Source organism: Streptomyces sp. NPDC005820, assembly GCF_040630255.1.
Lineage (GTDB): Bacteria > Actinomycetota > Actinomycetes > Streptomycetales > Streptomycetaceae > Streptomyces.
On sequence record NZ_JBEXXE010000022.1, the window covers coordinates 71,341 to 96,521 of the forward strand.

A 25,181-nucleotide genomic window follows, 5' to 3' on the forward strand; every position below is an offset into this window, starting at 1 on the left:
TCCGAGTCAAGAGTCCGGGACGCTTGACCTGATGAGCGGAGAGGAACGGCGGCCGAGGTGAACTCCAGGACAGCGGACAACAGTTGAACAATCGGACGGTGATTCCCTTCCTTCTGGAACATTCCTGAACGAAGGACAGAACCCATGATGCTCAAGCGAATCGTCCGACGAGCCGCCGTTCCCGCGGCGATGACGGCCGCTCTGGCCGGCGGCACACTGGCCGCGGCCCCTTCGGCGAGTGCCGCCGAGAGCGACTGCCCCGCGGCGATGGTGTGCGTCTTCCAGGACATCTACTTCCAGGGACGCATGGTCGGCCAGACCGATCCGTACCGGTCCAACATCGGCGATTACATGAACGACCGGACCAGCTCCATCGTCAACCGGACCGACCGGGACATCTGTTTCTACCAAAACATCGACTACCAGGGGGACATGCTGATGTGGATCCCCGCCCGCTCCGCCGCCGGTGTCCTGGTGGAGGGCGCCAACGACCGCATCAGCTCCTTCAAGCCCTGTTGGTAGACCCGATGTTTTGAACACGTTCAAAACATCGGATAGGCTCCCCCGTACACAGCGAGGGGAGCCTGCTCGTGAAGTTCGTGTTGCCCGGGGGGACCGGGCAGGTGGGAAGTGTGCTGCGCCGAGCCCTGACGGCGGGCGGGCACGAGGTCGTCGTGCTCAGCCGGCGGCCGTCCGGGCCCGGCGAGGTCGCGTGGGACGGGGGGACCCCGGGGGCCTGGTTCGAGGAGGTCGACGGCAGCGATGTCGTGATCAACCTGGCCGGGCGGAGCGTGAGTTGCCGCTACACGCCGGAGAACCTCAAGGCCATGATGGACTCGCGGGTGGACTCGGCGCGGGTCGTGGGCGAGGCGATCGCCGCCGCCGTACGGCCGCCGAAGGTGTGGCTGCAGATGAGCACCGCGACGATCTACGCCCACCGCTTCGACGCGCCCAACGACGAGGACACCGGGGTCGTCGGCGGTCACGAGCCCGACGTGCCGGACTACTGGGGCTACAGCGTCGGCATCGCCACCGCCTGGGAGCGGGAACTGGAGGCAGCAGACACCCCGCACACCCGCAAGGTGGCGCTGCGCTCCGCGATGGCGATGAGCCCGGACCGGGGCGGGGTGTTCGACGTGCTGTCGTGGCTGACCCGGCTGGGCCTGGGCGGCCCGGTGGCGGGCGGCGCGCAGTACGTCTCGTGGATCCACGACCGGGACTTCGTGCGCGCGGTGGAGTTCCTCGTCGCACGGGACGATCTCGCCGGACCGGTGAACCTGGCCGCCCCCGGCCCCCTGCCGCAGCGCGACTTCATGCGGGCGCTGCGCCGCGCGTGGGGCGTCCCGGTGGGGCTGCCCGCGACGGCCTGGATGGCGGAGCTCGGCGCGCTCGCCCTGCGCTCGGACACCGAGCTGCTCCTGAAGAGCCGCCGTGTCGTCCCCGGGCGGCTCCTCGCCGCGGGCTTCACCTTCGACCACCCGCACTGGCCGGGGGCCGCCGACGATCTCGTACGCCGTCGCAGGCACACCCGCGGGCGGCCGTGACCTGGGTCACGTACCGGCGAACGTCAGTATTCTGACGGGGAGTTGTCAGGTGGCTGCGGTTGCATGACGGTGGACGTTCCCCCCACCAGGAGTGCCATGACCCCCATCCTCGCGCACGACCCGTCCGAGTCCGTCCCCGACTTCCCCATGCCGAGGGACCCGGCCTGTCCGTTCGCGCCGCCCCCGGAGATGATGCGCCTGCACGACGAGCAGCCGGTCTCCCGGGTCCGCCTCTGGGACGGCAGTACGCACTGGCTCGTCACCCGCTATGACGACCAGCGCGCCCTGTACGGCGACGCGAGGCTCAGCGTCGACGTCACCAGGCCCGGCTTCCCGTACCTCAGCGCCGGGTTCAAGGAGACCGCCGGGAAGACGCCGCCGTCGTTCCTGAACATGGACGACCCCGACCACGCCCGAATCCGCCGGATGGTCACCGCGCCGTTCACCATCAAGCGGATGGAAGCGCTGCGGCCGGCGGTCCGGCGCATCACGGACGAGCTGATCGACGCGATGCTCGCCGGGCCGAACCCGGTCGACCTGGTCGACGCCCTCGCGCTGCCGCTGCCGTCGCTGGTGATCTGCGAACTCCTGGGCGTCCCCTACGAGGACCACGACTTCTTCCAGCGGCACAGCAAGGTCGGGGTGAGCCGCGACTCGACCGCGGAGGAGACCAGGGCCGCCAACATCGCCCTCTACCGGTACCTGGAGCGGCTGCTCGACGCGAAGCTCGCCGACCCGGCCGACGACATGCTCTCCGACCTCGCCGCCCGGACCGCCTCCGGCGACCTGACCCGCCACGAGGCGGCGATGCTGGGCGTGCTGCTGCTCGGCGCCGGGCACGAGACCACCGCCAACATGATCTCCCTGGGCGTGCTGGCGCTGCTGGAGCATCCCGAGCAGCTCGCGGTCGTCCGGGACGCCGACGACGACAAGGTCCTGGCGGGCGCGGTGGAGGAGCTGCTGCGCTATCTGACCGTCGTGCACAGCGGTCAGCGGCGGCTCGCCCTCGAGGACCTCGAGGTCGGCGGGCAGCACATCCGCGCCGGGGAGGGCGTCATCATCCCGGGCGCCACCGGCAACTGGAGCCCGGACCGCTTCCCCGACCCGGGCCGGCTGGACGTGCGCCGCGACGCCCGCCGGCACATGGCGTTCGGCTTCGGCATCCACCAGTGCCTGGGCCAGCCGCTGGCCCGTATCGAACTCCAGGTGGTGTACGCCACCTTGTTCCGCCGTGTGCCGGGGCTGCGGGTCGCCGCGGGACTGGCGGAGATCCCGTTCAAGAACGACGGGATCGTGTACGGCGTCCACGAGCTGCCGGTGAGCTGGTAGCGCCTCCGGGGCCGGCCGGACACCGCGCGGACGTGCACAGGGGGGAGCCGTCCGCGCGGTGTTGGCGAGGCCGTCAGCCCGTGGCGCGCACCGCGTCGCGGATCAGGTCGGCGACCTCCTTGGGGCGGGACACGGCGACGGCGTGCGAGGCGCCCTCCAGCTCGACGACGGTGGCCCCGGCCCGCTCGGCGCCGAACCGCGGCAGCGGGAAGCGGCCCTGGAGCTCACCGAGGCCCGCCCTCCTCCAGAACGTAGACGCCGGACCAGCTGGTGGCGTCGGCGAACGCGCCGTGGAGGTCAGACGTGCAGGGCGTCGCGCAGGGTGCCGACCGCGAGGGTGATGGCCGCGTCGGCTGCGTGGGTCGGGCGCAGGGCGTCGAGCATCACGAAGTCGTGGATGATCCCCTGGAACCGGACGGCGGTCACCGGAACACCGGCCTCACGCAGCTTGTTCGCATACGCCTCACCCTCGTCCCGCAGCACATCCGCCTCACCCGTGATGACCAGCGCCGGCGGCAGGTCCTTCAGCTGCTCGACCGTGGCCCGCAGCGGGGAAGCGGTGATCTGAGCCCGCTCACCCTCGTCGGTCGTGTACTGGTCCCAGAACCACTGCATCCCGTCCCGCCGCAGGAAATACCCCTCGGCGAACTGGCGATACGAGGCCGTGTCGAACGAGGCGTCCGTCACCGGATAGAACAACACCTGCTGCACCAGCGGGACCCCGCCCCGCTCCTTCGCCATCAGGGTGAGCGCCGCAGTCATGTTCCCGCCGACGGAGTCACCGGCCACCGCGATCCGCGAACCGTCCAGCCCCTTCGAGGCACCCTCCGCCACCACCCACCGGGCCACCGCGAAGTTCTGCTCGATCGCCACCGGATAACGCACCTCCGGCGACAGGTCGTACTCCGGGAACACCACCGCCGCCTGGGCACCCACCGCCAGCTCACGCACCAGCCGGTCATGCGTGTGCGCATTGCCGAACACCCACCCCGCACCATGAATGTAGAAGATCACCGGAAGGGTGCCCTCGGCTCCGGCCGGGCGCACGATCCGCACCCGCACACTCCCCGTCGGACCACCCTGGACAGTGATCCACTCCTCCTCCACCACCGGCTTGACGACATCACCCGACTGCACCTCGTCGACCGCCTTACGACCCTCCGCCGGAGCCAGCTCGAAAAGGTACGGCGGGTTAGCGGTCGCCTCGGCGAACGCCGCGGCCTCGGGCTCGAGCACCGGCACGACCGGCTCTACGACGTCGGACATGGCATCTCCTGCTGTTGTCGTTGTGCGTTGTTCTCGTCACGGACGCTAATTCCGCCGGGTCGCCGGAATTTGCCCGCAGGCGCACCGGCGATGTCCTCACAGCGCACGGCACTCGCCGTCCCGGCGCCGGCGGATCAGCGGGGGAAACGGTCGGCGCGGCCCGCGGTGTCGCGCCATTCACGGGGGGACATGCCGTAGGCGGCCCGGAAGACCCGGCTGAAATGGGTGGCGCTCAGGAAGCCCCAGCGGGCGGCCACCGCCGCGATGGTGCGGCTGCCGCGGCCGTGGCGCATCAGGTCGCGCCGGCATTCGTCGAGGCGGCGGCGCAGGATCCAGCGGCCGACCGTGGTGCCCTCGTCCTTGAACAGTTTGTGCAGGTAGCGCACGGAGAAGTGGTGGGCGCGAGCGATGCCCTCCGGTGACAACTCCGGTTCCGTCAGGTGCAGTTCGACGTACTCCAGGACGCGCGTCAGCGCCGGCGACCGGGTGGACTCCGGGTCGGGCGTCCGTGCGCCGAGCTGCTCGACGGCGAGGGTGGACAGGAGGTTCACCGCGTTCCAGGCGAGCATCTCACCGACCTGGGGACGGGCCTCGGCCGCCGCACGGGCGAGGTCGGCGAGAAGCGGGGAGAGCAGGGAGCCCAGCCGGGAGGCGTGGGCGACCGGGGTGCGCGTGATCCGCCCGGCGTCGGCCTCGGTGAGCCCCAACAGGTCGGTCGGCACGAGGAACACCGTCGCCCGGAACCGCTCGGGGAAGTCCAGGACGGGGGCGTACCGGACGTCGTAGAAGCAGATGTCCCCGGGGCTGAGGGCGAGGGTGTGGGGCCGGGGGGCGGGTGTCGCGGTGGCGGCCCGCAGGCCCACGAAGAGGTACTCGCCGGTGGTCCGGGCCAGGAGCCGGTGCGCGGGGTGCGGGTGGCCCTCGGCGGGCAGCGGCTTGCGAGGCTCCCCGCCGTGTTCGTGGGTGAGGATCTCGACGCCCAGGGGCGTACGGACGGAAATGGTGGTGGTCACGTGCCCGGACGGTAGGTCGCCGGATGTGCAAAAGAAGTGACAGCGGAGTGAGGGCGGGGTGGGGGCGGGATGCGGGCCGAGGGTGCGGCCGGGGGCGCGGGCCGGGTGTGGGCGGCCTCGAAGGCGGTGGTTCGGCCTCGGCGGTCAGTTCGGCGCGGGTCGCTCACCGGTGCCGGTGAGTTCGGTCGCCAGGGCCCGCAGCAGGGCGTGCAGGGTGTAGTGGCCGGGCGCGGGTTCGGCGAGGAGGTGGGATTCGGCGAGCCGGCCGAGGAGGAGGCGGGTCCGGCGGACCGGCAGCCCGGTGAGTGCCGCGGCCGTCGCCGCGGTGATCAGGAGGCCGGGGTGCCGGGACAATGCCCGGAACAGGTGCGCGCTGTCGTCCGGAAGCCGGTGGTGGGAGGCGAGGAGGGCCGGGCGCAGGGCGGACAGGGCGTCGAGGCCGCCGTGCGCGGCACGCAGTTCGGCGGCGACGGTCGTGAGAGGGAGGCACGGGTGGCCGGCGAGCCGGGCGGCGACGACCGTGAGGGCCAGCGGCAGCCGGCCGCAGTGGGTGAGGATCTCGTCGGCGGCCGTCGGTTCCGCGGCGATCCGTCCGGGGCCGATACGACGGGCGAGGATCGCTTGGGCGTCCTCGGCGGACGGGGGTTCGAGCCGTAGCGGCCGGGCGCCCGCGGCGACCAGTCCGGGCAGGGCGTTGCGGCTGGTGACGAGGGTGAGGCAACCGGCCGCGGCGGGCAGCAGCGGGCGCAGCTGCTCGGTGCCGAGGGCGTCGTCGAGCACCACCAGGGCGCGGCGCTCGGCCAGCAGCGTGCGGTACAGCCCGGCCCGGGCGGCCGGCCCGTCGGGCACACGCCGGTCGGGCACCCCGAGGGCCGTCAGCAACTCCCGCAGGGCGTCGCCCGGTTCGAGGGCGGGCCGGCCCTGCGCGGATCCGCGCAGGTTCACGTACAGAGGCCCGTCCGGGTACCGGGCTGCCGCCCGGTGCGCCCAGTGGGCCGCGAGGGCGCTCTTCCCCACCCCGGGCATCCCCCCGACGAGCACCACGCCCGAGCCGCGCGCCAGCTCCGACAGCCGCTCCGACTCGTCCTTCCGTCCCACGAAGAGGCCCGCGCCGGAGGACGCCCAGGCCTCGCCCGCGGAGGGGACGCGTGCGGGCCTCCCGGCCTCGCTCGGGGCACCCGAGCGGCGCACCTCCTGCCGCAGAACGCGGGTGTGGGCCGCCGTCAGTTCCGGGCCGGGGGTGAGGGCGAGGTCGGTGCCGAGACGGCGGCGGATGTCGTCGTACGCCCTGAGCGCCTCCGCCTGCAGACCGCACGCGGCGAGGGCGAGCACGAGACGGGCGTGCAGGGGCTCGTCGAGGGGTTCCTGCGCGGCGGCGGCGCGCAGGGCGGGGAGGACCGGGTCGGCGTACCCGGACAGCAGGGCGGCGTCGGCCGCGAGGCGGGCGGTGTCCAGGAGTTCACGGTGTACGGCCGTGAACTGGACGTGGGTGCGCACGGATTCGGGGATGCCCATCGCCAGCGGGCCGCGCCACTCCCCCAGGGCCCGGGTGAACCGGTGGGCCGCCGTCTCGGCCCGGCCGGTGGCCGCGGCCCGCCTGCCCTGCCGGGTGAGTTCACGGAACCGCAGGAGGTCGACCTCGTCCGTCTCCGCCTCGAGGAGGTAGCCGCCGGTGCGGCGCAGCAGACGGCGGCCGGGGGCGCGGGGCGGCAGTCCGGGTTCCAGCAGGCGGCGCAGGGTGGCGACGTAACGGCGTACGACGTTCGGGGCGCTGGCGGGCGGCCGTTTCGCCCACAGCGTGTCGAGGATCTCGCCGGTCGGCACGGTCCGGCCCGTGTGCAGCAGGAGCAGGGCGAGCAGGGCGCGTTGCTGGGGGAAGCCGAGGTCGAGTTCCCGGCCGCCGCGCCACACCCGCACCGGCCCGAGCACCTGGAACCGGGGCGGCTCAGCAGGCACCGGCCCGTCCCTCCCCACCCCTCAACCGCGTCTCGACCGCCTCCGCGTCGGGGTGGCCCAGCTCCCTGAGCAGGGCCAGCGCCTGCGTCCACGCCTCGTGGGCGGACCCCTGGTCGCCCATGGCGAGATGGGTGTCCCCGGAGCGGGTCAGGATGTCGGCCTCCACGTAGGGCACGCCCAGGTCCCGCAGCAGGGCGAGGGCGTTGCGGTAGCCGAGGAGGGCATGCGGGTGGCGGCCGAGGTGGTGGTGGGCGTAGGCGATGCTGTCCCAGGTGGCGGCCTGGCCGTACCGGTCGCCGAGGTCCTGGAGCATGCGCAGGGCCTCGTGGCAGTGGGTCAGCGCCTGCCGGTACTCGCCGAGCAGGGCGTGGTACCAGCCGACGGAGTTCAGGACGCTGGCCTGGGCCGCCCGGTCGCCGAGGGCGCGGAACAGGGCGAGGGCGAGCTGGTTGTGGTGCAGGGCGCCGGGCAGGTCGCCCCGCTGGTCGCACTCCCAGCCGAGGCTGCGGTGGGTGTGGGCGCGGCCGGTGTCGTCGCCGAGTTCCGTGAAGAGGTCGAGGGCCTGTTCGAGGCGGGGGACGGCGCGGGTGTGCAGGCCGAGGCGGCCCTCGATGCGGGCCAGTCCGCGCAGACCGCGGGCGAGGAGGACGGGGTCGGCGAGCCGCCGGGCGGTGTCGAGAGCGGTGCGCTGTGCGGTGAGCGCGTCGTGCCAGTGGCCGCGCCGGTCGAAGAACGGCTCCAGGGACCAGGCCAGTTGGCAGGCGAGGCGTTCCCGTGCGGGCCGGCCGGAGGCGGCGGCGGTGGCGACGACGGCGAGCAGGACGGCGTGTTCGGCGGTGAGCCAGGCCAGGGCGCGGTGGTCGTCGGCGAGCGGTTCGGGCCGGGCGCCCTCGGGTGCGGGCGGCGGGGGCAGCGGGTCGGAGTTGGGGGCGAGGAGGCGGTCGGCGGCGTGCGCGGTGTGCAGATAGTGGTGGTGGAGCCGGTCGAGCGCGGTCTCCCGCTCGGTCTCGGTCTCGTGCTCGTGGACGAGTTCGCCGGCGTGGGCGCGCAGCAGGTCGTGGAAGGAGTAGCGGGCGGGGCTGTGCTCGGCGACGAGGTGGAGGCCGGTCAGTTCGGCGAGCAGTCGGCGGGTCCGGCGCTCCGGGAGGCCGGCGAGGGCGGCCGCGGCCGGGAGGGTGACGTCGGGGCCGGGATGCAGGGCCAGGAGCCGGAACAGGCGGGCCGCGTCGGGGGACACGGCGTTCGTGGACCAGGAGAAGACCGTGCTCACGTCGACGGAGGCGTCGGCGCGGGCGAAGGCGTCGAGGCTGCCGTGCGCCTCGCGCAGTTCGGCCGCGACGTCGGCGAGCCGGAAGTGGGGGTGGGCGGCGGCTCGGGCGGCGACACAGGCGAGGGCGAGGGGCAGCCCGGCGCACAGGGCGCCGATCTCCCCGGCGGCCCGTGGCTCGGCGGCCACCCGTGCCGCGCCGAGCCGGCGGACGAGGAAGGCGCGGGTCTGGTCCGCGTCGAAGGGGTGCAGGGTCAGGGAGCGGGCCCCGTGGGCGGCGACCAGGCCGGGCAGTTCGTCGCGGCTGGTGACGATGGTCAGACAACCGGGTGAGCCGGGCAGCAGCGGTTGCACGTGCGCCGCGTCGCGGGCGTTGTCGAGCACGACCAGGACCCGCCGTCCGGCCAGCAGGCTCCGGTAGAGCGCGGTCTGCGCGTCCGGTCCGCGCGGGACGCGTTCGGGGGGTACGCCGAGGGCGTCGAGGAAGCCGCGGACGGCCTCCCCCGGTTCCAGCACCGCGCCGGACGGGTCGAAGCCGCGCAGGTTCACATAGAGCTGCCCGTCCGGGAACCGGTCGGCGATCCGATGCGCCCAGTGCACGGCGAGGGTGGTCTTGCCGACGCCCGCCATGCCGCCGACGGCGCCGATCACCACGGTCCCGGGACGGGGCAGCTCGGCGTCGAACAGCGCGAGCACCTCGTCGAGTTCGGCCCTTCGGCCGGTGAAGAGGGGAAGGTCGTACGGCAGTTGGGACGGGGTGACATGAGGGAGGGCGGCGGGGGTGTCCTGGGCGTGGGGCGCGGCGTGGGCGGCGAGGGCGTCGTGGGCGTCCCTCAGTTCCGGGCCGGGGTCGATCCCCAACTCCTCGGCGAGCCGGGTCCGTACGGTCTCGTACGCGGTGAGCGCCTCGGTGCGGTGACCGGCCGCGGCGAGCAGCCGGAGGAGGCCCGTGTGGACGGGTTCGTCGAGCGGATGGTCGGCCGCGGCCCGGCGCAGCGGCGGCAGGGCCCGCTCCGGCAGTCCGGCGCGCAGCGCCGCGTCGGCCAGCTCCCGTGCGGCCGTGCGGCGTTCCCGCTCGACCGCCTCGAACGCCGGGTGGCTGCGGGCGGGCGCGGGGACGCCTTCGCCGATCGGTCCGTGCCACAACTCCAGTGCCTCGGTGAGGAGTTCGACCGTGCGGTCAGGTGCGGTGTCCCCGCTGTGGCGGGCCGCCTCGCGCAGCGCGCGGAACCGCGGGAGGTCGGCGGAGTCGGCGTCGGTGACGAGCCGGTAGCCGCCCGCGTCCCGGATCAGCCAGCGGCCCTCGGCGCGGGCGGGGAGCCCGGGTTCCAGGAGCCGGCGCAGCGAACCCACGTGCCGGCGGACGACGTTGACCGCGCTGCGCGGCGGCTCCGCGCCCCACAGCACGTCCACGATCTCGCCCACGGCGACCGGTTGCCCCGCCCTGGTCAGAAGCAGCGCCAGGAAGGCGCGCTCCTGCGGCCCGCCGACGTCCAGCTCCGTCTCCCCCCGGCACACCCGCAGGGCGCCCAGCACCATGAACCGCACCGGCTCCGGCGGCACGCGATCCCCTCCCCTTCCGGCCTTCTCCCCCCCGTCTCGACCTTACGTCACGGACGGGGTTACCCAGAGTTACGAACCAGGCGTCCGCCCTGTTCACAGGGGTCGCGGCCGGCCGGGACTGCGCCGTGTGCCTGACTTCCGGGTGTCGTCCGGCACGGCGGCTCGGTGTGCGCGGCCGGGGCGGTGACAGTGGGCGTCTCCCCCGCCGTGCGCTAGCCGGCCTCCCGCGACGAAGGAGATCTCCTTGCGCCTGTCACCTCTGGGCCGTGTCCGCAAAGTCCCGTCGTTCGCCCGCAGGGCGGGCGTCGCGAGGCAGGCGGGACGTTGCGGACGCGGCCTAGGGGCCGCCGTGGCGGCGGCCGTGCTGCTGGCCCCGCCCGCGCGGGCCGACGTCACGTCCGTGCCGTCCGTCGCCGACCCGGCCCGTTACGTCAACCCCTTCGTCGGCACGAAGCCGGGTGGGGTGGACTGGGGCCACGGAGGCGGCGGCGGGAACACCTTCCCCGGTGCCTCGGCACCGCTGGGCGGCATCCAGTGGAGCCCGGACACGGTCACCCGCCAGTTCGGCGGCTATGCCTACGCCGACCGGCGGATCCGCGGCTTCAGCCTCACCCATCTGTCGGGCGCGGGCTGCGGCGACTACGGGAACGTACCTTTCATGCCGCTGACGGGTCGGCCCGCGCCGGACCCGGAGGCCCGGTACGCCACGTTCTCCCATGCCAACGAGCGGGCGGCGCCCGGCAGTTACCGGGTCGACTTCGACAACGGGATCCGCACCGAGATCGCCGCCACCCAGCGCTCCGGCGTCGCCCGGCTGACCTTCCCGGCGGGCGTCCAGGAGCCGGCCGGGCTGACCGTCGACGCCGGGCGGGCCTGGAACAAGGCCACCGGCGCGGTCACGGTCGGCGCCCGGTCCCTGTCCGGCTTCACGGACAGCGGCGGCTTCTGCGGTACGTCGGTGCGCTACCGCCTCTACTTCCACGCGGAGTTCGACCGCCCCTTCGCGCACGGCGAGCCGCTGGACGGGCGGACGTCCGGGGCGTACGTGTCGTTCGCCCCCGGCACCCGCGAGGTGACCGTGCGGGTCGGCATCTCCTTCGTCAGCGAGGACGCCGCCCGCCGCAACACGCTCGTGGAGCAGCGTGGCCGCTCGCTCGACGAGGTACGGCGGGCCGCGCGCGAGCAGTGGAACGGCTGGCTCGGCCGGATCACGGTCGCCGGTGGCAGCGAGTCACGGCGCCGGATGTTCTACACCGCGCTGTACCACTCCCTGCTGCATCCCGGCGCCTTCAGCGACGCCGACGGCCGGTACCGGGGCTTCGACGGCCTGGTCCACCGCACCCGGCCGGGACATGTGCAGTACGCGAACTTCTCCGGCTGGGACGTGTACCGCTCGCAGATCCAGTTGCTGGCGCTCCTCGCCCCGCGCGAGGCCTCGGACGTCGCCCAGTCCATCCTGGAACAGGGCCGCCAGGCAGGCTACTTCGACCGCTGGACGCTCGCCAACGGCGGCACCGGCGTCATGGTCGGCGATCCGCTGCCCGCGATGGCCGCCTCGGTCCACGCCTTCGGCGGCACCGGCTTCGAGGCCCGCGAGCTGCTGCGCACGGCCGTCGCCGGCCGCCAGGACGACCGGCAGCGCCCCGGACACGCGTCGTACGACACGCTCGGCTACATCCCCGCCGGAACGAAGGGCGTCTGGGGCGCGGCGGCCACCACCCTGGAGTACGCGGTGTCCGACGCCGCCCTCGCCCAGCTGGCCGGCCGGCTCGGCGAGACGGAGACCCGGGCGGCGCTGGAGCGCGCGTCGGGCAACTGGCGCAACCTGCTCCATCCGGACAGCCGTTACCTCCAGCCCCGCCGCGCCGACGGCACCTGGCCGGCCTTCAGGCCGACGCAGCGCCGGGACTACGTCGAGGGCAACGCGGCGCAGTACACCTGGATGGTCCCGCACGACCTGCCCGGCCTGTTCACGGCCATGGGCGGCGACGCGGCCGTCACCGCCCGCCTCGACGCCTTCTTCACCGAGTACAACGGGGGCGCCGACCAGCCGTACGCCTACCTCGGCAACGAGCCGTCCTTCAACACCCCTTGGGCGTACGACTACCTGGGCCGCCCGGACCGCACCCAGGACACCGTACGGGGCATCCTCATCACACTCTTCGGGGACGGCCCGGACGGTCTGGTCGGCAACGACGACCTCGGCGCCATGTCCTCCTGGGCCGTCTGGGCGGCCCTCGGCATGTACCCCCAGATCCCCGGCAGTCCCCAACTGGCCCTGGCCAGCCCGCTCTTCCCCGTCACCGTGATCCACCGGGGCAACGGCGTGAACATCACCGTCGTCGCCCCGCAGGCCTCGGACACCCACTCCCGGGTCCGCGAGGTCCGTCTCAACGGCCTTCCCACGGACCCCCGTTGGCTGCCGGACTCCTTCCCCGCCCGGGGCGGGGTACTGACCTTCGACCTCACGGCCCCGTAACGGCCGCGGTCACTGACGCAGGGCGTCGCGCAGGGTGCCGACCGCGAGGGTGATGGCAGCCTGCGCGGCCTGCGTCTCGCGCAGGGCGTCGAGCATCACGAAGTCGTGGATGATCCCCTGGAACCGGACGGCGGTCACCAGGACACCGGCCTCACGCAGCTTGTTGGCATACGCCTCACCCTCGTCCCGCAGCACATCCGCCTCACCCGTGATGACCAGCGCCGGCGGCAGATCCCTCAGCTGCTCCACACTCGCCCGCAACGGCGACGCCGTGATCTCGGCCCGCTCGCCCTCATCGGTCGTGTACTGGTCCCAGAACCACTGCATCCCGTCCCGCCGCAGGAAAAACCCCTCGGCGAACTGGTGATACGAGGCCGTGTCGAACGAGGCGTCCGTCACCGGATAGAACAACACCTGCTGCACCAGCGGGACCCCGCCCCGCTCCTTCGCCATCAGGGTGAGCGCCGCAGTCATGTTCCCGCCGACGGAGTCACCGGCCACCGCGATCCGCGAACCGTCCAGCCCCTTCGAGGCACCCTCCGCCACCACCCACCGGGCCACCGCGAAGTTCTGCTCGATCGCCACCGGATAACGCACCTCCGGCGACAGGTCGTACTCCGGGAACACCACCGCCGCCTGGGCACCCACCGCCAGCTCACGCACCAGCCGGTCATGCGTGTGCGCATTGCCGAACACCCACCCCGCACCATGAATGTAGAAGATCACCGGAAGGGTGCCCTCGGCTCCGGCCGGGCGCACGATCCGCACCCGCACACTCCCCGTCGGACCACCCTGGACAGTGATCCACTCCTCCTCCACCACCGGCTTGACGACATCACCCGACTGCACCTCGTCGACCGCCTTCCGGCCGTCGGCGGGGCCGAGGTCGAACAGGTACGGCGGGTTCGCGGTCGCCTCGACGAAGGACTGGGCGGCGGGTTCGAGAACGGGGCGCGGGGCGGCTGTGTCGGTCATGACGACCTCCTCGGTCGGGGTGCCGCGGGCAGTCTCCGACGGTAGTCCCGGTCGGGGAGGGCGGCACGTCCAGAACAGTAGCCCGCGATTAAGTCGTGCACAACTAATTAGCTCTCGATAAATTTGCAGGCGATAGAATCGAGAGGACTCGAACGATAGGGTGGTGCCGCCATGACCAGCGCAGACACCGGGAGCAGCGCAGTGGACGAAGCCGCCGCACCGACCGACGGATCCCTGCTCCTGGACGACCAGTTCTGCTTCGCCCTGTATGCCGCGTCCCGCGCGGTCACGGCCCGCTACCGTCCGCTGCTGGACGAGCTCGGCCTCACCTACCCGCAGTACCTGGTGATGCTGGTGCTGTGGGAGCAGGACTCGATCTCCGTCCGTGAGCTCGGCGCGGCGCTCCAGCTGGAGTCCAGCACCCTCTCCCCCCTCCTCAAGCGGCTGGAGGCACAGGGACTCCTGCGGCGCGAGCGCCGCCCCGACGACGAGCGCTCGGTCGCCCTGCGGCTCACCGAGGCCGGCGCCCGCCTCCGCGACCGCGCGACCGGCGTCCCCCTCGCCATCGGCGACGCCATGGGCCTCACCCCGGAACAGGACGCCCTCGCCAAGCACCTCCTCCGTCTGGTCACGGCGAACGTCACGAACGGCTGAACGGTCCGCCCGATCGACAAAACGGCCTGTCATTGCCTCTTCTTCGCCCGATAGACTGACAAATCAGAGCTACGCGGGTGCAGTTGACGGGGGAGGCCGCCATGTCCGGGGACCAGTACGGCAGATACGACCAGGGATTCGTCATGCCGCCGGTGCCGCCGATGCCGGTGGCGCCGCCGCCGGCCCCGGCGGACGGGGTGCGGGCGGTCGCGGTGGCGGTGCTCAACCTCAGCGGGCTCGGGCTCGGTTACGCGCTGGTGCGCCGCTGGGTGCTGATGGCGGCCTGTCTCGCCGCGACCGCCGTGCTGCTGTTCGTGGCGCTGCCCGCCGATCCGGACGGGGTGCCGGGGTTCGCGCTGGTGCTGTACGTCCTGTTCCTCGTCGCCGTGGCGGCGCACGGCGCCGTGGTGGGGCTGCGGACCCGGCTGGCCTGGCCGCCGTCCGCGCCGCTGGCGCTCGCGCTGGGGCTGGTGCTGCTCGTCGCGCCGGCCGGGGGTGTCGTGGCCTACGACGGGGCGCGCGACGAGGCGACGCAGCAGATGCTCCTCGACCGGCTCGACCAGGCCGACCGGCAGGTGGAGGCGGCCGGCGGGCGGGCGTTCTCCTCGGCGCAGTCCGACTACCGCGAGGCGCTGGAGGTCTACGAGAACCTGAGCGCCGACCACCCGGACTCACGGGCGGCCGCCAAGGTGCCGGCGCGGATGAAGACGTACTACGCGACCGTCGGAGCCGCCTACGAGAAGGGCGACTACTGCGAGGCGATCGCCCCGCTCGACTATCTGCGGACGGTTCCGAAGAAGATGCCCGAGACCGACCTGAGCGACCTGAAGACCTGGCCCGACGACCGGCTGGCCACCTCGCTCTACGAGTGCGCCTCGGACGGGCTGACCAGCGGGCAGTCCACCTGGGCCGCGCAGTTCGGTGAGCTGCTCAGCACGTTCCCCGACTCGGCGCCGGCCGCGAAGGTCGAGCCGGCCGTGGGCTCGGCCGTCTCCGCGAAGGTCAAGGGGCTGAGCGGCAGCGACCCGTGCACGGCGGTCGAGCAGCTCAAGACCCTCAGCGGCCAGATCCAGACCATCTCGGCCGAGGACGGGAGCGTCACCGGCGCGCTGGCCAAGGACGCCGACCGGGCCTCCGTCAGCGCCGCGTCGGGCACGTACAACTGCGGAGTGGACCAGTACAAGGACGGCGACTTCGACAAGGCGCAGACAACCATGGAGGAGTACGCCTCCGCCCACAAGAGCGCCAAGAACGCCGCCCTGGCGAAGAAGATCGCCATCGCCGCGGAGATCGCCCAGACGGTTCCGGCCGCCGGCAAGAAGCTGCCCACCACCCGCTCCGGCGGCAGCATCTCGGTGACCGTGCAGAACGACAGCCCCGACGACATCACGGTCATGTACACGGGCCCGGTGACCGGCAGCTTCAAGCTCAAGGGCTGCGGCAGCTGCAAGACGTACTCCTTCGCCGACACGCTCTCGATCGGCTTCAAGCCGTGCAACGCGAACAGGAACTACCCGGAGCGCACCATCAGCCTGCCCGTCGGCACCACGTACTTCCTGCACAAGCCGAACGGCGACAGCCTCGCCTCACCGGCCTCGGACACGGCCAAGCTGGAGCCCGGGTACATCTACACGGAGTGCGCCTACACCACCACGAGCCTGTCGTAGGGCAGAAAGCGGAATTCCCCGACTTTCGGGTAAACGACGTGCAACCTTCGGGCCAACCAGACTGTCTCCCCTGATACCAGACACTCACACCCTTGGGGGAACAAGATGGTACGAAGCAAGACCGTCTGGGCGACCGCAGTCCTGCTGACCGCGACGCTGGGCGCGGCCGCGGTTCCGGCCGTGGCCGCCCCGGCCGCCGCTCCCCGGGCGGCGGCCGCCTGCCCGACCGGCTGGGGCAGCCTGGACAAGACCAGCTGGGCCAGCACGTCCGGCGAGTACATCACCAACGTCAGGACCGGCCGCCACGACTGCTACGACCGGTTCGTCGTCGACGTCCCGGCCGCCTCCGCCGACCAGCTCGGGTACACCGTGCACTACGTCGACGAGCTCATCCAGGACCCGTCGGGCAAGCCCATCCCGGTGGGCGGCGGGGCCATCCTGGAAGTCATCGTGCGGGCACCCGCCTACAACCCGAACACCGGTACGTCCACCTACCCCGCCCGGGCCGGACAGCCCCTGCCGGGTGTGGACCTGACCGGCTACCGCACCTTCCGGGACACCAGGTTCGCGAGCAGCTTCGAGGGGCAGACCCAGTTCGGCCTCGGGGTGCGGGCCCGGCTGCCCTTCCGGGTGCTCCAGCTCGACGGCCATCTCGTGGTGGACGTCGCGCACACCTGGTAGACCGACCGCGCAGACACCTCTTGACGGCCCCCGTGTGACCGGTAACAATCCCGTCATGCATGTGACCGGTCACACCGGGCGGCCAGCCAGCATCCGGGATGTCGCCACCGCCGCCGGAGTCTCGTACCAGACCGTGTCCCGGGTGATCAACGATCATCCACGGGTGCGCCCGGCCACCCGCGAGCGGGTGCTCGCCGCCGTCGAGGCGCTCGGCTTCCGGCGCAACGCCACCGCGTTCGCGCTGGCCAGCGGGCGCCGCAGGGCGGTGACCGTGCTGACCGCGAACACCACCCACTACGGGTACGCCTCCGTGCTGCGGGGAGTCGAGGAGGCCGCCCGCGCCGCCTCCTACTCCGTCGGGATCGGGGTCCTGGAATCGGCGGAGGAGGCCGCCGTGACCGCCGAGGTGCGGCGGGCGGCGGACAACGGCGGCGGACTGATCGTGATCGCCTACGACCCCGCCGGAGTGCGGGCACTGGACTGCGTCCCGCCCGGACTGCCGGTCGTCGGGGTGGTCGAGACGCCCGCGAGCCCGCCCCGCGACGGCCGGCCCTGGGTGTGGACCGACGACCGCCGGGCGGCCTACGAGGCGACCCGGCATCTGCTCTCCCTCGGCCATGAGACCGTGCACTACGTCGCGCTCCCCTCCGGCGCCCGCCGCACCGGCCCGCGCACCAGCGGCTGGCGCCAGGCGCTCCGGGACGCGGGCGCGCCGCAGCCCCGTCCCCTGCAAGGCGGCTGGGGGCCCGAGGCCGGTCATGCGGAGGGCCTGCGGCTGGCCCGGGACCCGGCCGTCACGGCGGTCCTGTGCGGCAACGACGACCTCGCGCTCGGGGTGCTGCGCGCCCTGCACGAGTGCGGCCGGGCGGTTCCCGGCGAGGTCAGCGTGGCCGGGTTCGACGACGCCCCGCACGCCGCGTTCCTGACCCCGGGACTGACCACCGTACGGCTGGACTTCGCCGGTCTGGGACGGGCGGCGTTCGCCCTGCTGCACTCGGCGCTGGAGGAGACCTCGCCACCGTCGGAGCAGCCGGTGCCGCCGCACATGTACCCCGTCCGCGAGCCGAAGTTGCTGGTGCGGGAGAGCTCGGGGCCCCCGCCCGCGCCGGCCTCCGTCCCGCGCCGCCTGACCGTCGACCTCGCCGCGTCCGAGGGCCCGGTGCTGCACGGCGCCAACGGGGCGCTGTACGGACTCAGCGACGACGGGGTCCCCGGCGACGCCGTGCTCGCCCCGCTCCGGATCACCGGCGTCTCGCAGAAACCGGAGGGCGGCGCCCAGCACCCCAACGGGGACGCGCTCACCGTCGCGGAGTCCTTCTTCCGCAACGGCGGCGGCGAGATCAACGTGCTGCTGCAGGACGTCTACGCCCGGTGGCCGTACGAGGAGCTGGGGATCGACGACTATCTGCCCCGGGTGGACGGGATCGTCCGGGAGGTCGCGGCCCGCCCGGACCGCGACCGGTTCGTGTACGTCCCCTTCAACGAGCCCGACCAGATCTGGTACCGCCTCGACGCCCCCGACCCGGCGGAGTACGAGGCCGGCCGGGACCGGTTCCTGCGGGACTGGCGGACGGTGTACCGGCGCATCCGGGCGCTCCACCCGGACGCGCGGATCGCCGGGCCCAACGAAGCGGCCTACCACGCCCGCCTGTTGACCGACTTCCTCGCCTTCGCCCGGCGCGAGGACGTCCTGCCGCAGGTGATGACCTGGCACGAGCTGGACTCCTCCTCGCTGCGGGACTTCCAGGCCCACCACGACGAGTACCGGTCCATCGAACGGGAGCTGGGCGTCGGGCCGCTCGCGGTGAACATCGACGAGTACGGCAACCGCCGTGACCTGTCGGTGCCGGGCCAACTCGTGCAGTGGGTCGCGATGTTCGAGCGGAACAAGGTGTACGCCCACCAGGCCTACTGGGACGCCGCCGGCAATCTCAGCGGCAACGTGGTGCGGATGAACGTCCCCAACGGCGGCTGGTGGTTCTTCCGTTGGTACGCGGGCCTGACCGGCGACACCGTCCGGGTGACACCGCCCGAGCCGCACACCGTCGACACCCTCCAGGGTCTCGCCTCCCTCGACACCGGGCGGCGCCAGACGCAGGTCCTGCTCGGCGGTGCGCCGGGGGACGCCGACGTCGTCGTACGGAACATCGCCCCGGACGTCTTCGGCCGTACCGTCGTCGCGACCGTCGCCGAGGCCGCCTGGTCCGGGTACGAGGGGCCGCACGCGGCGCCGCGGGTCCTCGCGCGGACCAAGGTGCGGGTGGCCGGGGACGGTTCGGTGACCGTGCCGCTGCGCGGCCTGCGCCGGATGTCCGCCTACCGGATCGTCCTCACCCCCGCCGGGCGGGGTACCCCGGCCCCCGCCCACGTCCCCTGGTCGGCGTCGTACGAGGCCGAGGACGCGGCCGTCACCGGCGGGCGGGTCCGCACCCATGGCACGGTGGGCGACGCCAACGGCTACGCGGCCTCCGGGACGCGGAACGTCGAGTCGCTCGGCTCCCCCAGCGGCAAGGTGGACCTCACGGTGACGGTCCCCGCCGACGGCGCCTACGACCTGGCGATCCTGTACGGCAACGGGTCGGGCGGCCCCGCGACCCAGCGGCTGTCGATCGACGGCGGCGCCCCGGTCACGGTGACGTACCCGTCCACCCAGAACGGGGCCCACGGCGGCCGGAAGGAGCTCCAGGTGGAGCTGGCGGCGGGGACACACGTCCTCACGCTCGCCGCGGACGACGGCGAGACGACCCTCGACCGCCTGGATCTGACCGCCCGCACCGGTCCCCCGTCCACCGTGTACGAGGCGACGCTGGCGGAGACCGTCGGCGCACCGTCGTACGACTACTCCTCGTCGGCCGGGACCGGCACCGGCGCGCTCGTGCTGGGCGCGGGCGACGGGGCGGTCTTCGACGTGTACGCCCCGTGCGACGGCTACTTCACGGTCGTGCCGCGGGCCTCGTCGGAGGTGGAGCTGGCCCTGCACGGCGCGACGGTGACGGCGGTGCCCGGCCGGCCGCTCCGGCTGTATCTCGCGGCCGGCAACAACCGTGTCACCGTCACGGCGGGGCAGGCCGCGCTGCGCGCCCTGGAGGTGTCCGGCGACGGCTCGCAGGCCGGCGTCCTGGTCCAGGGGGCCGCCACCGCCGTCCTCGCGGGCGGCGCCCGGCCGGTCGACTGCGCCCACGCCCCCGGCGGCCGACGGGTCACCGGGCTCGGCGGCGCCCCGGCGGGGACGGCCCGCTTCACCGTGGACGCGCCCCGGCCGGGCCGCCATCTGCTGGTCGTGCACTACGCCCACGACGACCGGCGCGACAACGGCCACGCCTACAACACGGACATCGTCTCGCGTACGGCGGACATCACGGTGGGCGACGGCGCCCCGCTCCGGGTGACCTTCAAGAACACCTGGAGCCGGGACGACTTCTGGACGCTGGCCGTCCCCGTCGACCTGGTCGCGGGCGCCAACACGGTGACCTTCGCGAACGCCGACGGACCGGCCCCGGACCTCGCGCGGATCGAACTGGGCCGGATCGTCGGCTGAGGCGCGGTTCAACCCGCGTGCCGGCGGACCGCCTCCAGCAGACCGTCGACGTCCGCCTCCGTCGTCGCGAAGGAGGTGACGAAACGGGCCACGCCCGGCTCCCAGCGGTCGTGGTAGAAGACGTAGCCCTCGGCGAGGAGCCCTTCGGTGACCTGCAGGGGCAGCCGGCAGAAGACGATGTTCGCGTCCGCGACGCCGAGCAGGCCCACCTCGGGCAGCGCCTTCAGCCCGTCCTGGAGGCGGGCCGCCATGGCGTTGGCGTGGGCCGCGTTGCGCAGCCACAGGTCGTCGGTGAGATAGGCGTCCAGCTGGGCTGCGTGGAACCGCATCTTGGCGGCGAGCTGGCCGGCGCGCTTGGCGCGGAAGGCGAGTTCGGGCGTGAGGGAGCGGTCGAAGACGACGATCGCGTCGGCGGTCATCGTGCCGTTCTTGGTCGCGCCGAACGACAGCAGGTCCACGCCCGCCCGCCAGGTCAGCTCGGCGGGGGTGCGGCCGAGCGCGGCGACGGCTCCGGCGAACCGGGCCCCGTCCATGTGCAGGCGCAGCCCGGCCTCCCGGGTGAGCGAGCCCAGGGTCTCGATCTCGTCGAGGGTGTACACGGCGCCGGTCTCGGTCGCCTGGGTCAGGCTCACCACCGAGGGCTCCACGCTGTGCACGTCCCCGGCCTTGTGCCGGACGGCCGCCCGCAGCTCGTCGGGGTCGATCCTGGCGTCCTCGCCGCCGAGCGGAACGAGCTTCGCGCCCGCGGTGTAGAACTCGGGCGCCCCGCACTCGTCGTTGTTGATGTGGCTGTCGCGGTGGCAGAGCACGCTGCCCCAGGGCGGGGTGAGCGCGGCGAGGGAGAGGGCGTTGGCGGCGGAGCCGGTGGAGACGAGCAGGACGTCGACGTCGCGTTCGAATATCTCGCCCAGGCGGCGCCGGACATCGGCGGTGAGGTCGTCCGCGCCGTACGGCTTGGCCTGGCCGGCGGCGGCCCGGGTCACGGCCTCGACGATCTCCGGGGAGGCGCCGGCGGTGTTGTCGCTGCTGAAGATGCGTGCGGGGGTGGTCATGGAGGTCCTCAGGGGGTGTCGGCGGGGGCCGGGGTCGGGGCGGCCGCCCGGATCAGCTGGCGCAGCGCGCCGTAGTAGACGTCGTGCCGGGTCACCGCCGGGACGATCGCGGTCAGATGGCCCGTCAGCGCCGGGAACTCCTCGGGGTCCAGGGCGGCGAGCGCGGTGCGGGTGAGCGCCTGGGCGGACCGGGGGTCTCGGTGGTCGACGAAGCTCGCGCTGCCGAGGGTCAGCAGATACATCCGGCGGTAGGCGGCGATCGCCTCCTCGGCGCTCATCCCGGCGGCGAGGCTGTCGGCGAGCTGCGGCTCGACCAGCCGGGCCAGCAGGTGCTGCCCGAGCCAGGGGCGGGCGCCGCGCAGCACGAGCAGACCCGGGTGATCCACCAGCAGCCGGTACAGCGCGGTGAACCGGGCCTCGGTGGCGGTGGCCCAGTCGCCGCCGGGCGTGGGCTCGGGCAGCCGGGCGGCGAGGTGGTCGAGGCACAGGTCGAGCAGCCCGGACAGATCGGTGCAGCGGCGCTGGAGGGAGGCCAGGGAGATGTCGAGCCGGGCGGCGAGGGCGCGGAAGGTGAGCGCCTCGGGGCCGTCCTCGTCCATCAGGAGGAGGGCGGCCTCGGCGATCCGGTCCGGTGTGGCGCGGTCCAGGGCGGGGGTGCGGCGGGGCATACGAGTCATCGTACGGTACAGCGTATCGATCTGTAAGGGCACCCGCTCACGCCGTCGGCGCCGTCCCCCGGTGCACGGACGGACGCGCCTGCGGGCAGACCCACCCCGGGGCCGGCCGGGTGAGCGATCAATTCCGGTAATGTGCGCCGGAGTTCGCTGCACAGTGCCCCCACAGAAAGTCTCGAACCCCATGAGTGACATGACCGCGGAGACCTCGACCGCCTCCTTCGAGCCCGGCGGCCGGCGTCGGCACCGCAGGCCCCGGCAGCACGGCACCGGCATGCGGCGGGCGCTCGTGCTCGCCATGGCCGTGCCCGTCGCCTCGGTGGCGCTGTCGGGACCCTCGGCCTTCGCGGCCGGCAAGGGCATCGGCACCACGGCCAAGACCGCGACCCTCGACGCGGACGACCAGCAGATGGTCACCAACCTCGAGACCCGCGTCCTCGACACGCGCCTGGGCTCCAACGTCAGCGGCGTGGTCCTGGACGCGGAGTCGGACGCCACGCTGTGGGACCACAACGCGGCCACCGCGCTGATGCCCGCGTCCAACGTCAAGCTCGCCACCGCGACCGGCGCCCTCACGGTCCTCGGCCCGGATCACCGGTTCACCACGAACGTCGTCTACGGCGACGGCAGGCTGACCCTCGTCGGCGGCGGCGACCGGACCCTGACCGGCGCCGACCTCGCCGAGCTGGCGAAGACGGCGGTGGACGGGCTCAAGGCGGCGGGCCTGACCTCCGTGAAGGTCGCCGTGGACGACAGCCTGTTCCCCGAGCCGAGCCTGGCCAACGGCTGGAACACCGGCTACTACCCGGACTCGGTCGCCCCGGTGCGCGCGCTCGTCGTCGACGGGCACGGAGTGGACGACACCTCGCTGGACGCCGGGCAGGTCTTCGCCCGGCAGCTCGCCGCGAACGGCGTCACCGTCGACGGGAACGTCACCCGCGCCACCGCGAGCGAGCACGACGTGCCGGTGGCCCGGCACCAGTCGGCGCCGCTGTCGGACATCGTCCACACCATGCTGAAGAAGAGCGACAACAACATCGCCGAGACGCTGCTGCGGATGACCGCCCTCGGCGCGGGCCGCCCGGCCACCTTCGAGGGCGGCACGGAGGTGGTGCGCCAGGTGCTGAGCGAGCGGTACGGCGTGTCCCTCGCCAACTTCGAGATGTACGACGGCAGTGGCCTCTCCCGCGCCGACCGCATCCCGGCGGCCACCCTCGCGGAGATCCTGGAACTGCTGACGCAGGACCGGTACGCGCCCACCCTGGGCTCGATCCTGGACGGCCTGCCCGTCTCCGGCGAGGCCGGCAGCACCCTCGGCCCGGAGTGGGGCCGCTTCGACGACGTGAACTCCTCGTGCGCCGTCGGCAAGGTGCACGCCAAGACCGGCACCCTGACCGGGGCGATCGCGCTGAGCGGCCTCACCCAGGGCAAGGACGGCAAGTGGAAGGTGTTCTCCTTCATCGAGAACGGCTCCACCGCCAACGCGAGCGACATCAAGGACGCCATGGACGGCCTCGCCGCGACCGTGAACGGCTGCTGGGCCTGAACCATGCGCGGTCCTGACATCTCATCAACCTCCGCAAGCTGAGACGTACGCCTCCGCGCCGGGCGACGACTCCGTCTTCGTCCGGTCCCGCCGGGTCCCTCCCGGGCCACGACGCCCTGCGATGCTGTCGCCAGCACTCCCACCCAGGGGGATGCTGAAGGCGTCCGCCGAAGGAGATCCATGTCGCACGCCCCGTCGAGGTTCCGCCCGCTGCCCGGGCTCGCGGTCCTGGCCGGATACCGCCGTACGTGGCTGCGCGGCGACCTGCTCGCCGGGGTGACGGTCGCGGCGTATCTGGTGCCGCAGGTGATGGCGTACGCGGGCGTGGCCGGGCTGCCGCCGGTGGCCGGGCTGTGGGCGATCCTGCCCGCGCTCGGCCTCTACGCGCTGTTCGGCTCCTCGCGGCTGCTGTCGGTGGGCCCGGAGTCGACGACCGCGCTGATGACGGCCACGGTGGTGGCCCCGCTCGCGGCCGGTGATCCGGGGCGCTACGCCGTGCTGGCGGCCGCGCTGGCCGTCACGGTGGGCCTGCTGTGTCTCGCGGCGTGGGCCCTGCGGCTGGGCTTCGTCGCGGACCTGCTGTCCCGGCCGGTCCTGATCGGGTATCTGGCCGGCGTGGCCCTGATCATGATCGTGGACCAGCTGCCCAAGCTGACCGGGGTGGAGACCACGGGGTCGAAGTTCTTCCCGCAGGTGTGGTCGTTCGTCACGCACCTGCCGGACCTCCACCTCGCCACGCTGCTGTTCTCGGCCGGCATCCTCGCCCTGCTGTTCGTGGTGGCCCGCTGGTTCCCCAGGCTTCCGGGCCCGCTGCTGGCGGTGGTCCTCTCCACCTCGGCGGTGGCCCTGTTCGACCTGGACGAGCGCTACGGCCTGAAGGTGATCGGCGAGATCCCCTCGGGCCTGCCGAGCCTGTCCGTCCCGCACCTCTCGGACCTGCCGCAGCTCGTCCTGCCCGCGGTGGGCGTGCTGCTGGTGGCCTACACCGACTTCGTGCTCACCGCGCGCGCGTTCGCCGGCCCCGAGACCGAGGGCCCCGAGCTCGACGCCGACCAGGAGTTCCTGGCGCTGGGCACGGCCAACCTGGGCGCGGGCGTGCTGCACGGCTTCCCGGTCAGCAGCAGCGCGAGCCGCACCGCGCTCGCCTCCTCGGCGGGCGCCCGCAGCCAGGCGTACTCCCTGTTCGCGGGGGCGGTGGTGCTCGCGGTGCTGCTCTTCCTGGGGCCGCTGCTGACCCACACGCCGTCGGCGGTCCTCGGCGCGCTCGTCGTCTACGCCGCGATCCGCATGATCGACCTGGCGGGCTTCCGCCGGCTGGCCTCCTTCCGCCGCCGTGAGCTGCTGCTCGCCGTCGGCTGTCTGGCCGGCGTGCTGCTCCTGGACATCCTGTACGGCGTGCTGGTCGCCGTCGGCCTGTCGGTGGCGGAGCTGCTGACCCGGGTGGCCCGTCCGCACGACGCGGTGCAGGGGCTGGTGCCCGGTCTGGCCGGGATGCACGACATCGACGACTATCCGCAGGCCACCACGATCCCTGGGCTGCTGGTGTACCGGTACGACTCCCCGCTGTTCTTCGCCAACGCGGAGGACTTCCGGCGCCGGGCGCTGGCCGCGGTCGACGAACAGCAGGATCCGGTGCGGTGGTTCGTGCTGAACGCCGAGGCCAATGTGGAGGTGGACATCACCGCGCTCGACGCGGTCGACGAGCTGCGCCGCGAACTCGCCCGGCGTGACGTGGTGTTCGCGCTGGCACGGGTGAAACAGGACCTGCGGCACGACCTGGACGCGTACGGTCTGACTCGGTCCGTCGGCGAGGAGCTGATCTTCCCGACGCTGCCCACCGCGGTGGCCGCCTACAAGGAGTGGCGCGCGGGCCGCCCGGAACCGTCCTGACAACGGCCGGAAGAGGTCGTTCCGCGGCCGGCAACTTGCCGCGCGATCTCGTGACTTGACGCTTCATCATATAGTGGCCGACTACGC

General features: G+C 73.1%; 17 protein-coding genes and 2 pseudogenes. 11 read left to right on the forward strand and 8 right to left on the reverse strand.

The features are described from left to right. Positions 1-144: 144 nt before the first annotated feature. The 3 genes from ABZ464_RS26475 (at position 145) to ABZ464_RS26485 (ending at position 2,873) form a co-directional block, all read left to right on the forward strand. The gene (locus ABZ464_RS26475) at positions 145-522 is read left to right on the forward strand and encodes a peptidase inhibitor family I36 protein (RefSeq protein WP_359280362.1); all 378 of its coding nucleotides are present in this window, start codon (positions 145-147) and stop codon (positions 520-522) included. A gap of 68 nt (positions 523-590) precedes the next feature. Further along, positions 591-1,544, forward strand: coding sequence for a DUF1731 domain-containing protein (locus ABZ464_RS26480; protein ID WP_359280363.1), 954 nt, complete (start codon positions 591-593; stop codon positions 1,542-1,544). A 96-nt stretch (positions 1,545-1,640) separates the two neighbouring features. After that, the gene (locus ABZ464_RS26485; protein WP_359280364.1) at positions 1,641-2,873 is read left to right on the forward strand and encodes a cytochrome P450; all 1,233 of its coding nucleotides are present in this window, start codon (positions 1,641-1,643) and stop codon (positions 2,871-2,873) included. Positions 2,874-2,946: 73 nt separating this feature from the next. On the opposite strand, the pseudogene ABZ464_RS26490 reads toward ABZ464_RS26485, so the two are convergent. The 5 genes and pseudogenes from ABZ464_RS26490 to ABZ464_RS26510 all read right to left on the reverse strand — a co-directional run. Beyond that, positions 2,947-3,078: pseudogene (locus ABZ464_RS26490) on the reverse strand (alpha/beta hydrolase); the annotation flags it as partial. Positions 3,079-3,170: 92 nt separating this feature from the next. Beyond that, positions 3,171-4,139, reverse strand: coding sequence for an alpha/beta hydrolase (locus tag ABZ464_RS26495; protein ID WP_359280365.1), 969 nt, complete (start codon positions 4,137-4,139; stop codon positions 3,171-3,173). 134 nt (positions 4,140-4,273) lie between these two features. Then, on the reverse strand, positions 4,274-5,152 hold the full coding sequence (locus ABZ464_RS26500; protein ID WP_359280367.1) for a helix-turn-helix domain-containing protein: 879 nt from the start codon (positions 5,150-5,152) through the stop codon (positions 4,274-4,276). A 144-nt stretch (positions 5,153-5,296) separates the two neighbouring features. After that, entirely contained in the window at positions 5,297-7,108 is a 1,812-nt protein-coding gene (locus ABZ464_RS26505) for a BTAD domain-containing putative transcriptional regulator (RefSeq protein WP_359280368.1), read from the reverse strand. Further along, a complete protein-coding gene (locus ABZ464_RS26510) occupies positions 7,098-9,938 on the reverse strand; it encodes a BTAD domain-containing putative transcriptional regulator (protein ID WP_359280369.1) in 2,841 nt (946 codons plus the stop codon). The genes ABZ464_RS26505 and ABZ464_RS26510 overlap by 11 nt, the downstream gene beginning before the upstream one ends. Before the next feature lie 349 nt (positions 9,939-10,287). Here ABZ464_RS26510 and ABZ464_RS26515 point away from each other — a divergent pair, with 349 nt between their 5' ends. Then, positions 10,288-12,417, forward strand: coding sequence for a GH92 family glycosyl hydrolase (locus ABZ464_RS26515; protein ID WP_359280370.1), 2,130 nt, complete (start codon positions 10,288-10,290; stop codon positions 12,415-12,417). A 9-nt stretch (positions 12,418-12,426) separates the two neighbouring features. On the opposite strand, the gene ABZ464_RS26520 is transcribed toward ABZ464_RS26515, so the two are convergent. Beyond that, the gene (locus ABZ464_RS26520; RefSeq protein WP_359280371.1) at positions 12,427-13,392 is read right to left on the reverse strand and encodes an alpha/beta hydrolase; all 966 of its coding nucleotides are present in this window, start codon (positions 13,390-13,392) and stop codon (positions 12,427-12,429) included. Positions 13,393-13,563: 171 nt separating this feature from the next. On the opposite strand from ABZ464_RS26520, the gene ABZ464_RS26525 reads away from it, so the two are divergent. The 5 genes and pseudogenes from ABZ464_RS26525 (at position 13,564) to ABZ464_RS26545 (ending at position 19,932) form a co-directional block, all read left to right on the forward strand. Then, positions 13,564-14,046 carry a MarR family transcriptional regulator gene (locus ABZ464_RS26525; RefSeq protein ID WP_359280373.1) on the forward strand — a complete coding sequence of 161 codons (483 nt, stop codon included), beginning with the start codon at positions 13,564-13,566 and terminating at the stop codon, positions 14,044-14,046. Positions 14,047-14,147: 101 nt separating this feature from the next. Then, the gene (locus ABZ464_RS26530) at positions 14,148-15,713 is read left to right on the forward strand and encodes a hypothetical protein (protein ID WP_359280374.1); all 1,566 of its coding nucleotides are present in this window, start codon (positions 14,148-14,150) and stop codon (positions 15,711-15,713) included. 105 nt (positions 15,714-15,818) lie between these two features. After that, a complete protein-coding gene (locus ABZ464_RS26535; RefSeq protein WP_359280376.1) occupies positions 15,819-16,394 on the forward strand; it encodes a hypothetical protein in 576 nt (191 codons plus the stop codon). Positions 16,395-16,449: 55 nt separating this feature from the next. Beyond that, positions 16,450-17,499, forward strand: a pseudogene (locus ABZ464_RS26540) (LacI family DNA-binding transcriptional regulator); the annotation flags it as partial. A gap of 21 nt (positions 17,500-17,520) precedes the next feature. Next, the gene (locus ABZ464_RS26545; RefSeq protein ID WP_359280489.1) at positions 17,521-19,932 is read left to right on the forward strand and encodes a cellulosome protein; all 2,412 of its coding nucleotides are present in this window, start codon (positions 17,521-17,523) and stop codon (positions 19,930-19,932) included. 8 nt (positions 19,933-19,940) lie between these two features. On the opposite strand, the gene ABZ464_RS26550 is transcribed toward ABZ464_RS26545, so the two are convergent. Both ABZ464_RS26550 and ABZ464_RS26555 read right to left on the reverse strand, forming a co-directional pair. Continuing rightward, a complete protein-coding gene (locus ABZ464_RS26550) occupies positions 19,941-20,984 on the reverse strand; it encodes a low specificity L-threonine aldolase (RefSeq protein WP_359280377.1) in 1,044 nt (347 codons plus the stop codon). 8 nt (positions 20,985-20,992) lie between these two features. Beyond that, positions 20,993-21,652: a TetR/AcrR family transcriptional regulator C-terminal domain-containing protein gene (locus ABZ464_RS26555; RefSeq protein WP_359280379.1), complete on the reverse strand. Its 660-nt coding sequence runs from the start codon at positions 21,650-21,652 to the stop codon at positions 20,993-20,995. 190 nt (positions 21,653-21,842) lie between these two features. Here ABZ464_RS26555 and dacB point away from each other — a divergent pair, with 190 nt between their 5' ends. Together dacB and sulP are read left to right on the forward strand one after the other, a co-directional pair. Next, positions 21,843-23,204: a D-alanyl-D-alanine carboxypeptidase/D-alanyl-D-alanine-endopeptidase gene (gene dacB, locus ABZ464_RS26560; RefSeq protein ID WP_359280380.1), complete on the forward strand. Its 1,362-nt coding sequence runs from the start codon at positions 21,843-21,845 to the stop codon at positions 23,202-23,204. A 180-nt stretch (positions 23,205-23,384) separates the two neighbouring features. Then, positions 23,385-25,094 (forward strand): sulfate permease, encoded by a 1,710-nt coding sequence (sulP, locus tag ABZ464_RS26565; protein ID WP_359280381.1) that lies wholly within the window; start codon positions 23,385-23,387, stop codon positions 25,092-25,094. Positions 25,095-25,181: the final 87 nt, after the last annotated feature.

Coding starts and splice junctions, on each gene's coding strand:
- ABZ464_RS26475 (WP_359280362.1), top strand. CDS start 145: ATGATGCTCAAGCGAATCGTCCGACGAGCCGCCGTTCCCGCGGCGATG.
- ABZ464_RS26485 (WP_359280364.1), top strand. CDS start 1,641: ATGACCCCCATCCTCGCGCACGACCCGTCCGAGTCCGTCCCCGACTTC.
- ABZ464_RS26495 (WP_359280365.1), bottom strand. CDS start 4,139: ATGTCCGACGTCGTAGAGCCGGTCGTGCCGGTGCTCGAGCCCGAGGCC.
- ABZ464_RS26520 (WP_359280371.1), bottom strand. CDS start 13,392: ATGACCGACACAGCCGCCCCGCGCCCCGTTCTCGAACCCGCCGCCCAG.
- ABZ464_RS26525 (WP_359280373.1), top strand. CDS start 13,564: ATGACCAGCGCAGACACCGGGAGCAGCGCAGTGGACGAAGCCGCCGCA.
- ABZ464_RS26530 (WP_359280374.1), top strand. CDS start 14,148: ATGTCCGGGGACCAGTACGGCAGATACGACCAGGGATTCGTCATGCCG.
- ABZ464_RS26535 (WP_359280376.1), top strand. CDS start 15,819: ATGGTACGAAGCAAGACCGTCTGGGCGACCGCAGTCCTGCTGACCGCG.
- ABZ464_RS26550 (WP_359280377.1), bottom strand. CDS start 20,984: ATGACCACCCCCGCACGCATCTTCAGCAGCGACAACACCGCCGGCGCC.
- ABZ464_RS26555 (WP_359280379.1), bottom strand. CDS start 21,652: ATGCCCCGCCGCACCCCCGCCCTGGACCGCGCCACACCGGACCGGATC.
- dacB (WP_359280380.1), top strand. CDS start 21,843: ATGAGTGACATGACCGCGGAGACCTCGACCGCCTCCTTCGAGCCCGGC.
- sulP (WP_359280381.1), top strand. CDS start 23,385: ATGTCGCACGCCCCGTCGAGGTTCCGCCCGCTGCCCGGGCTCGCGGTC.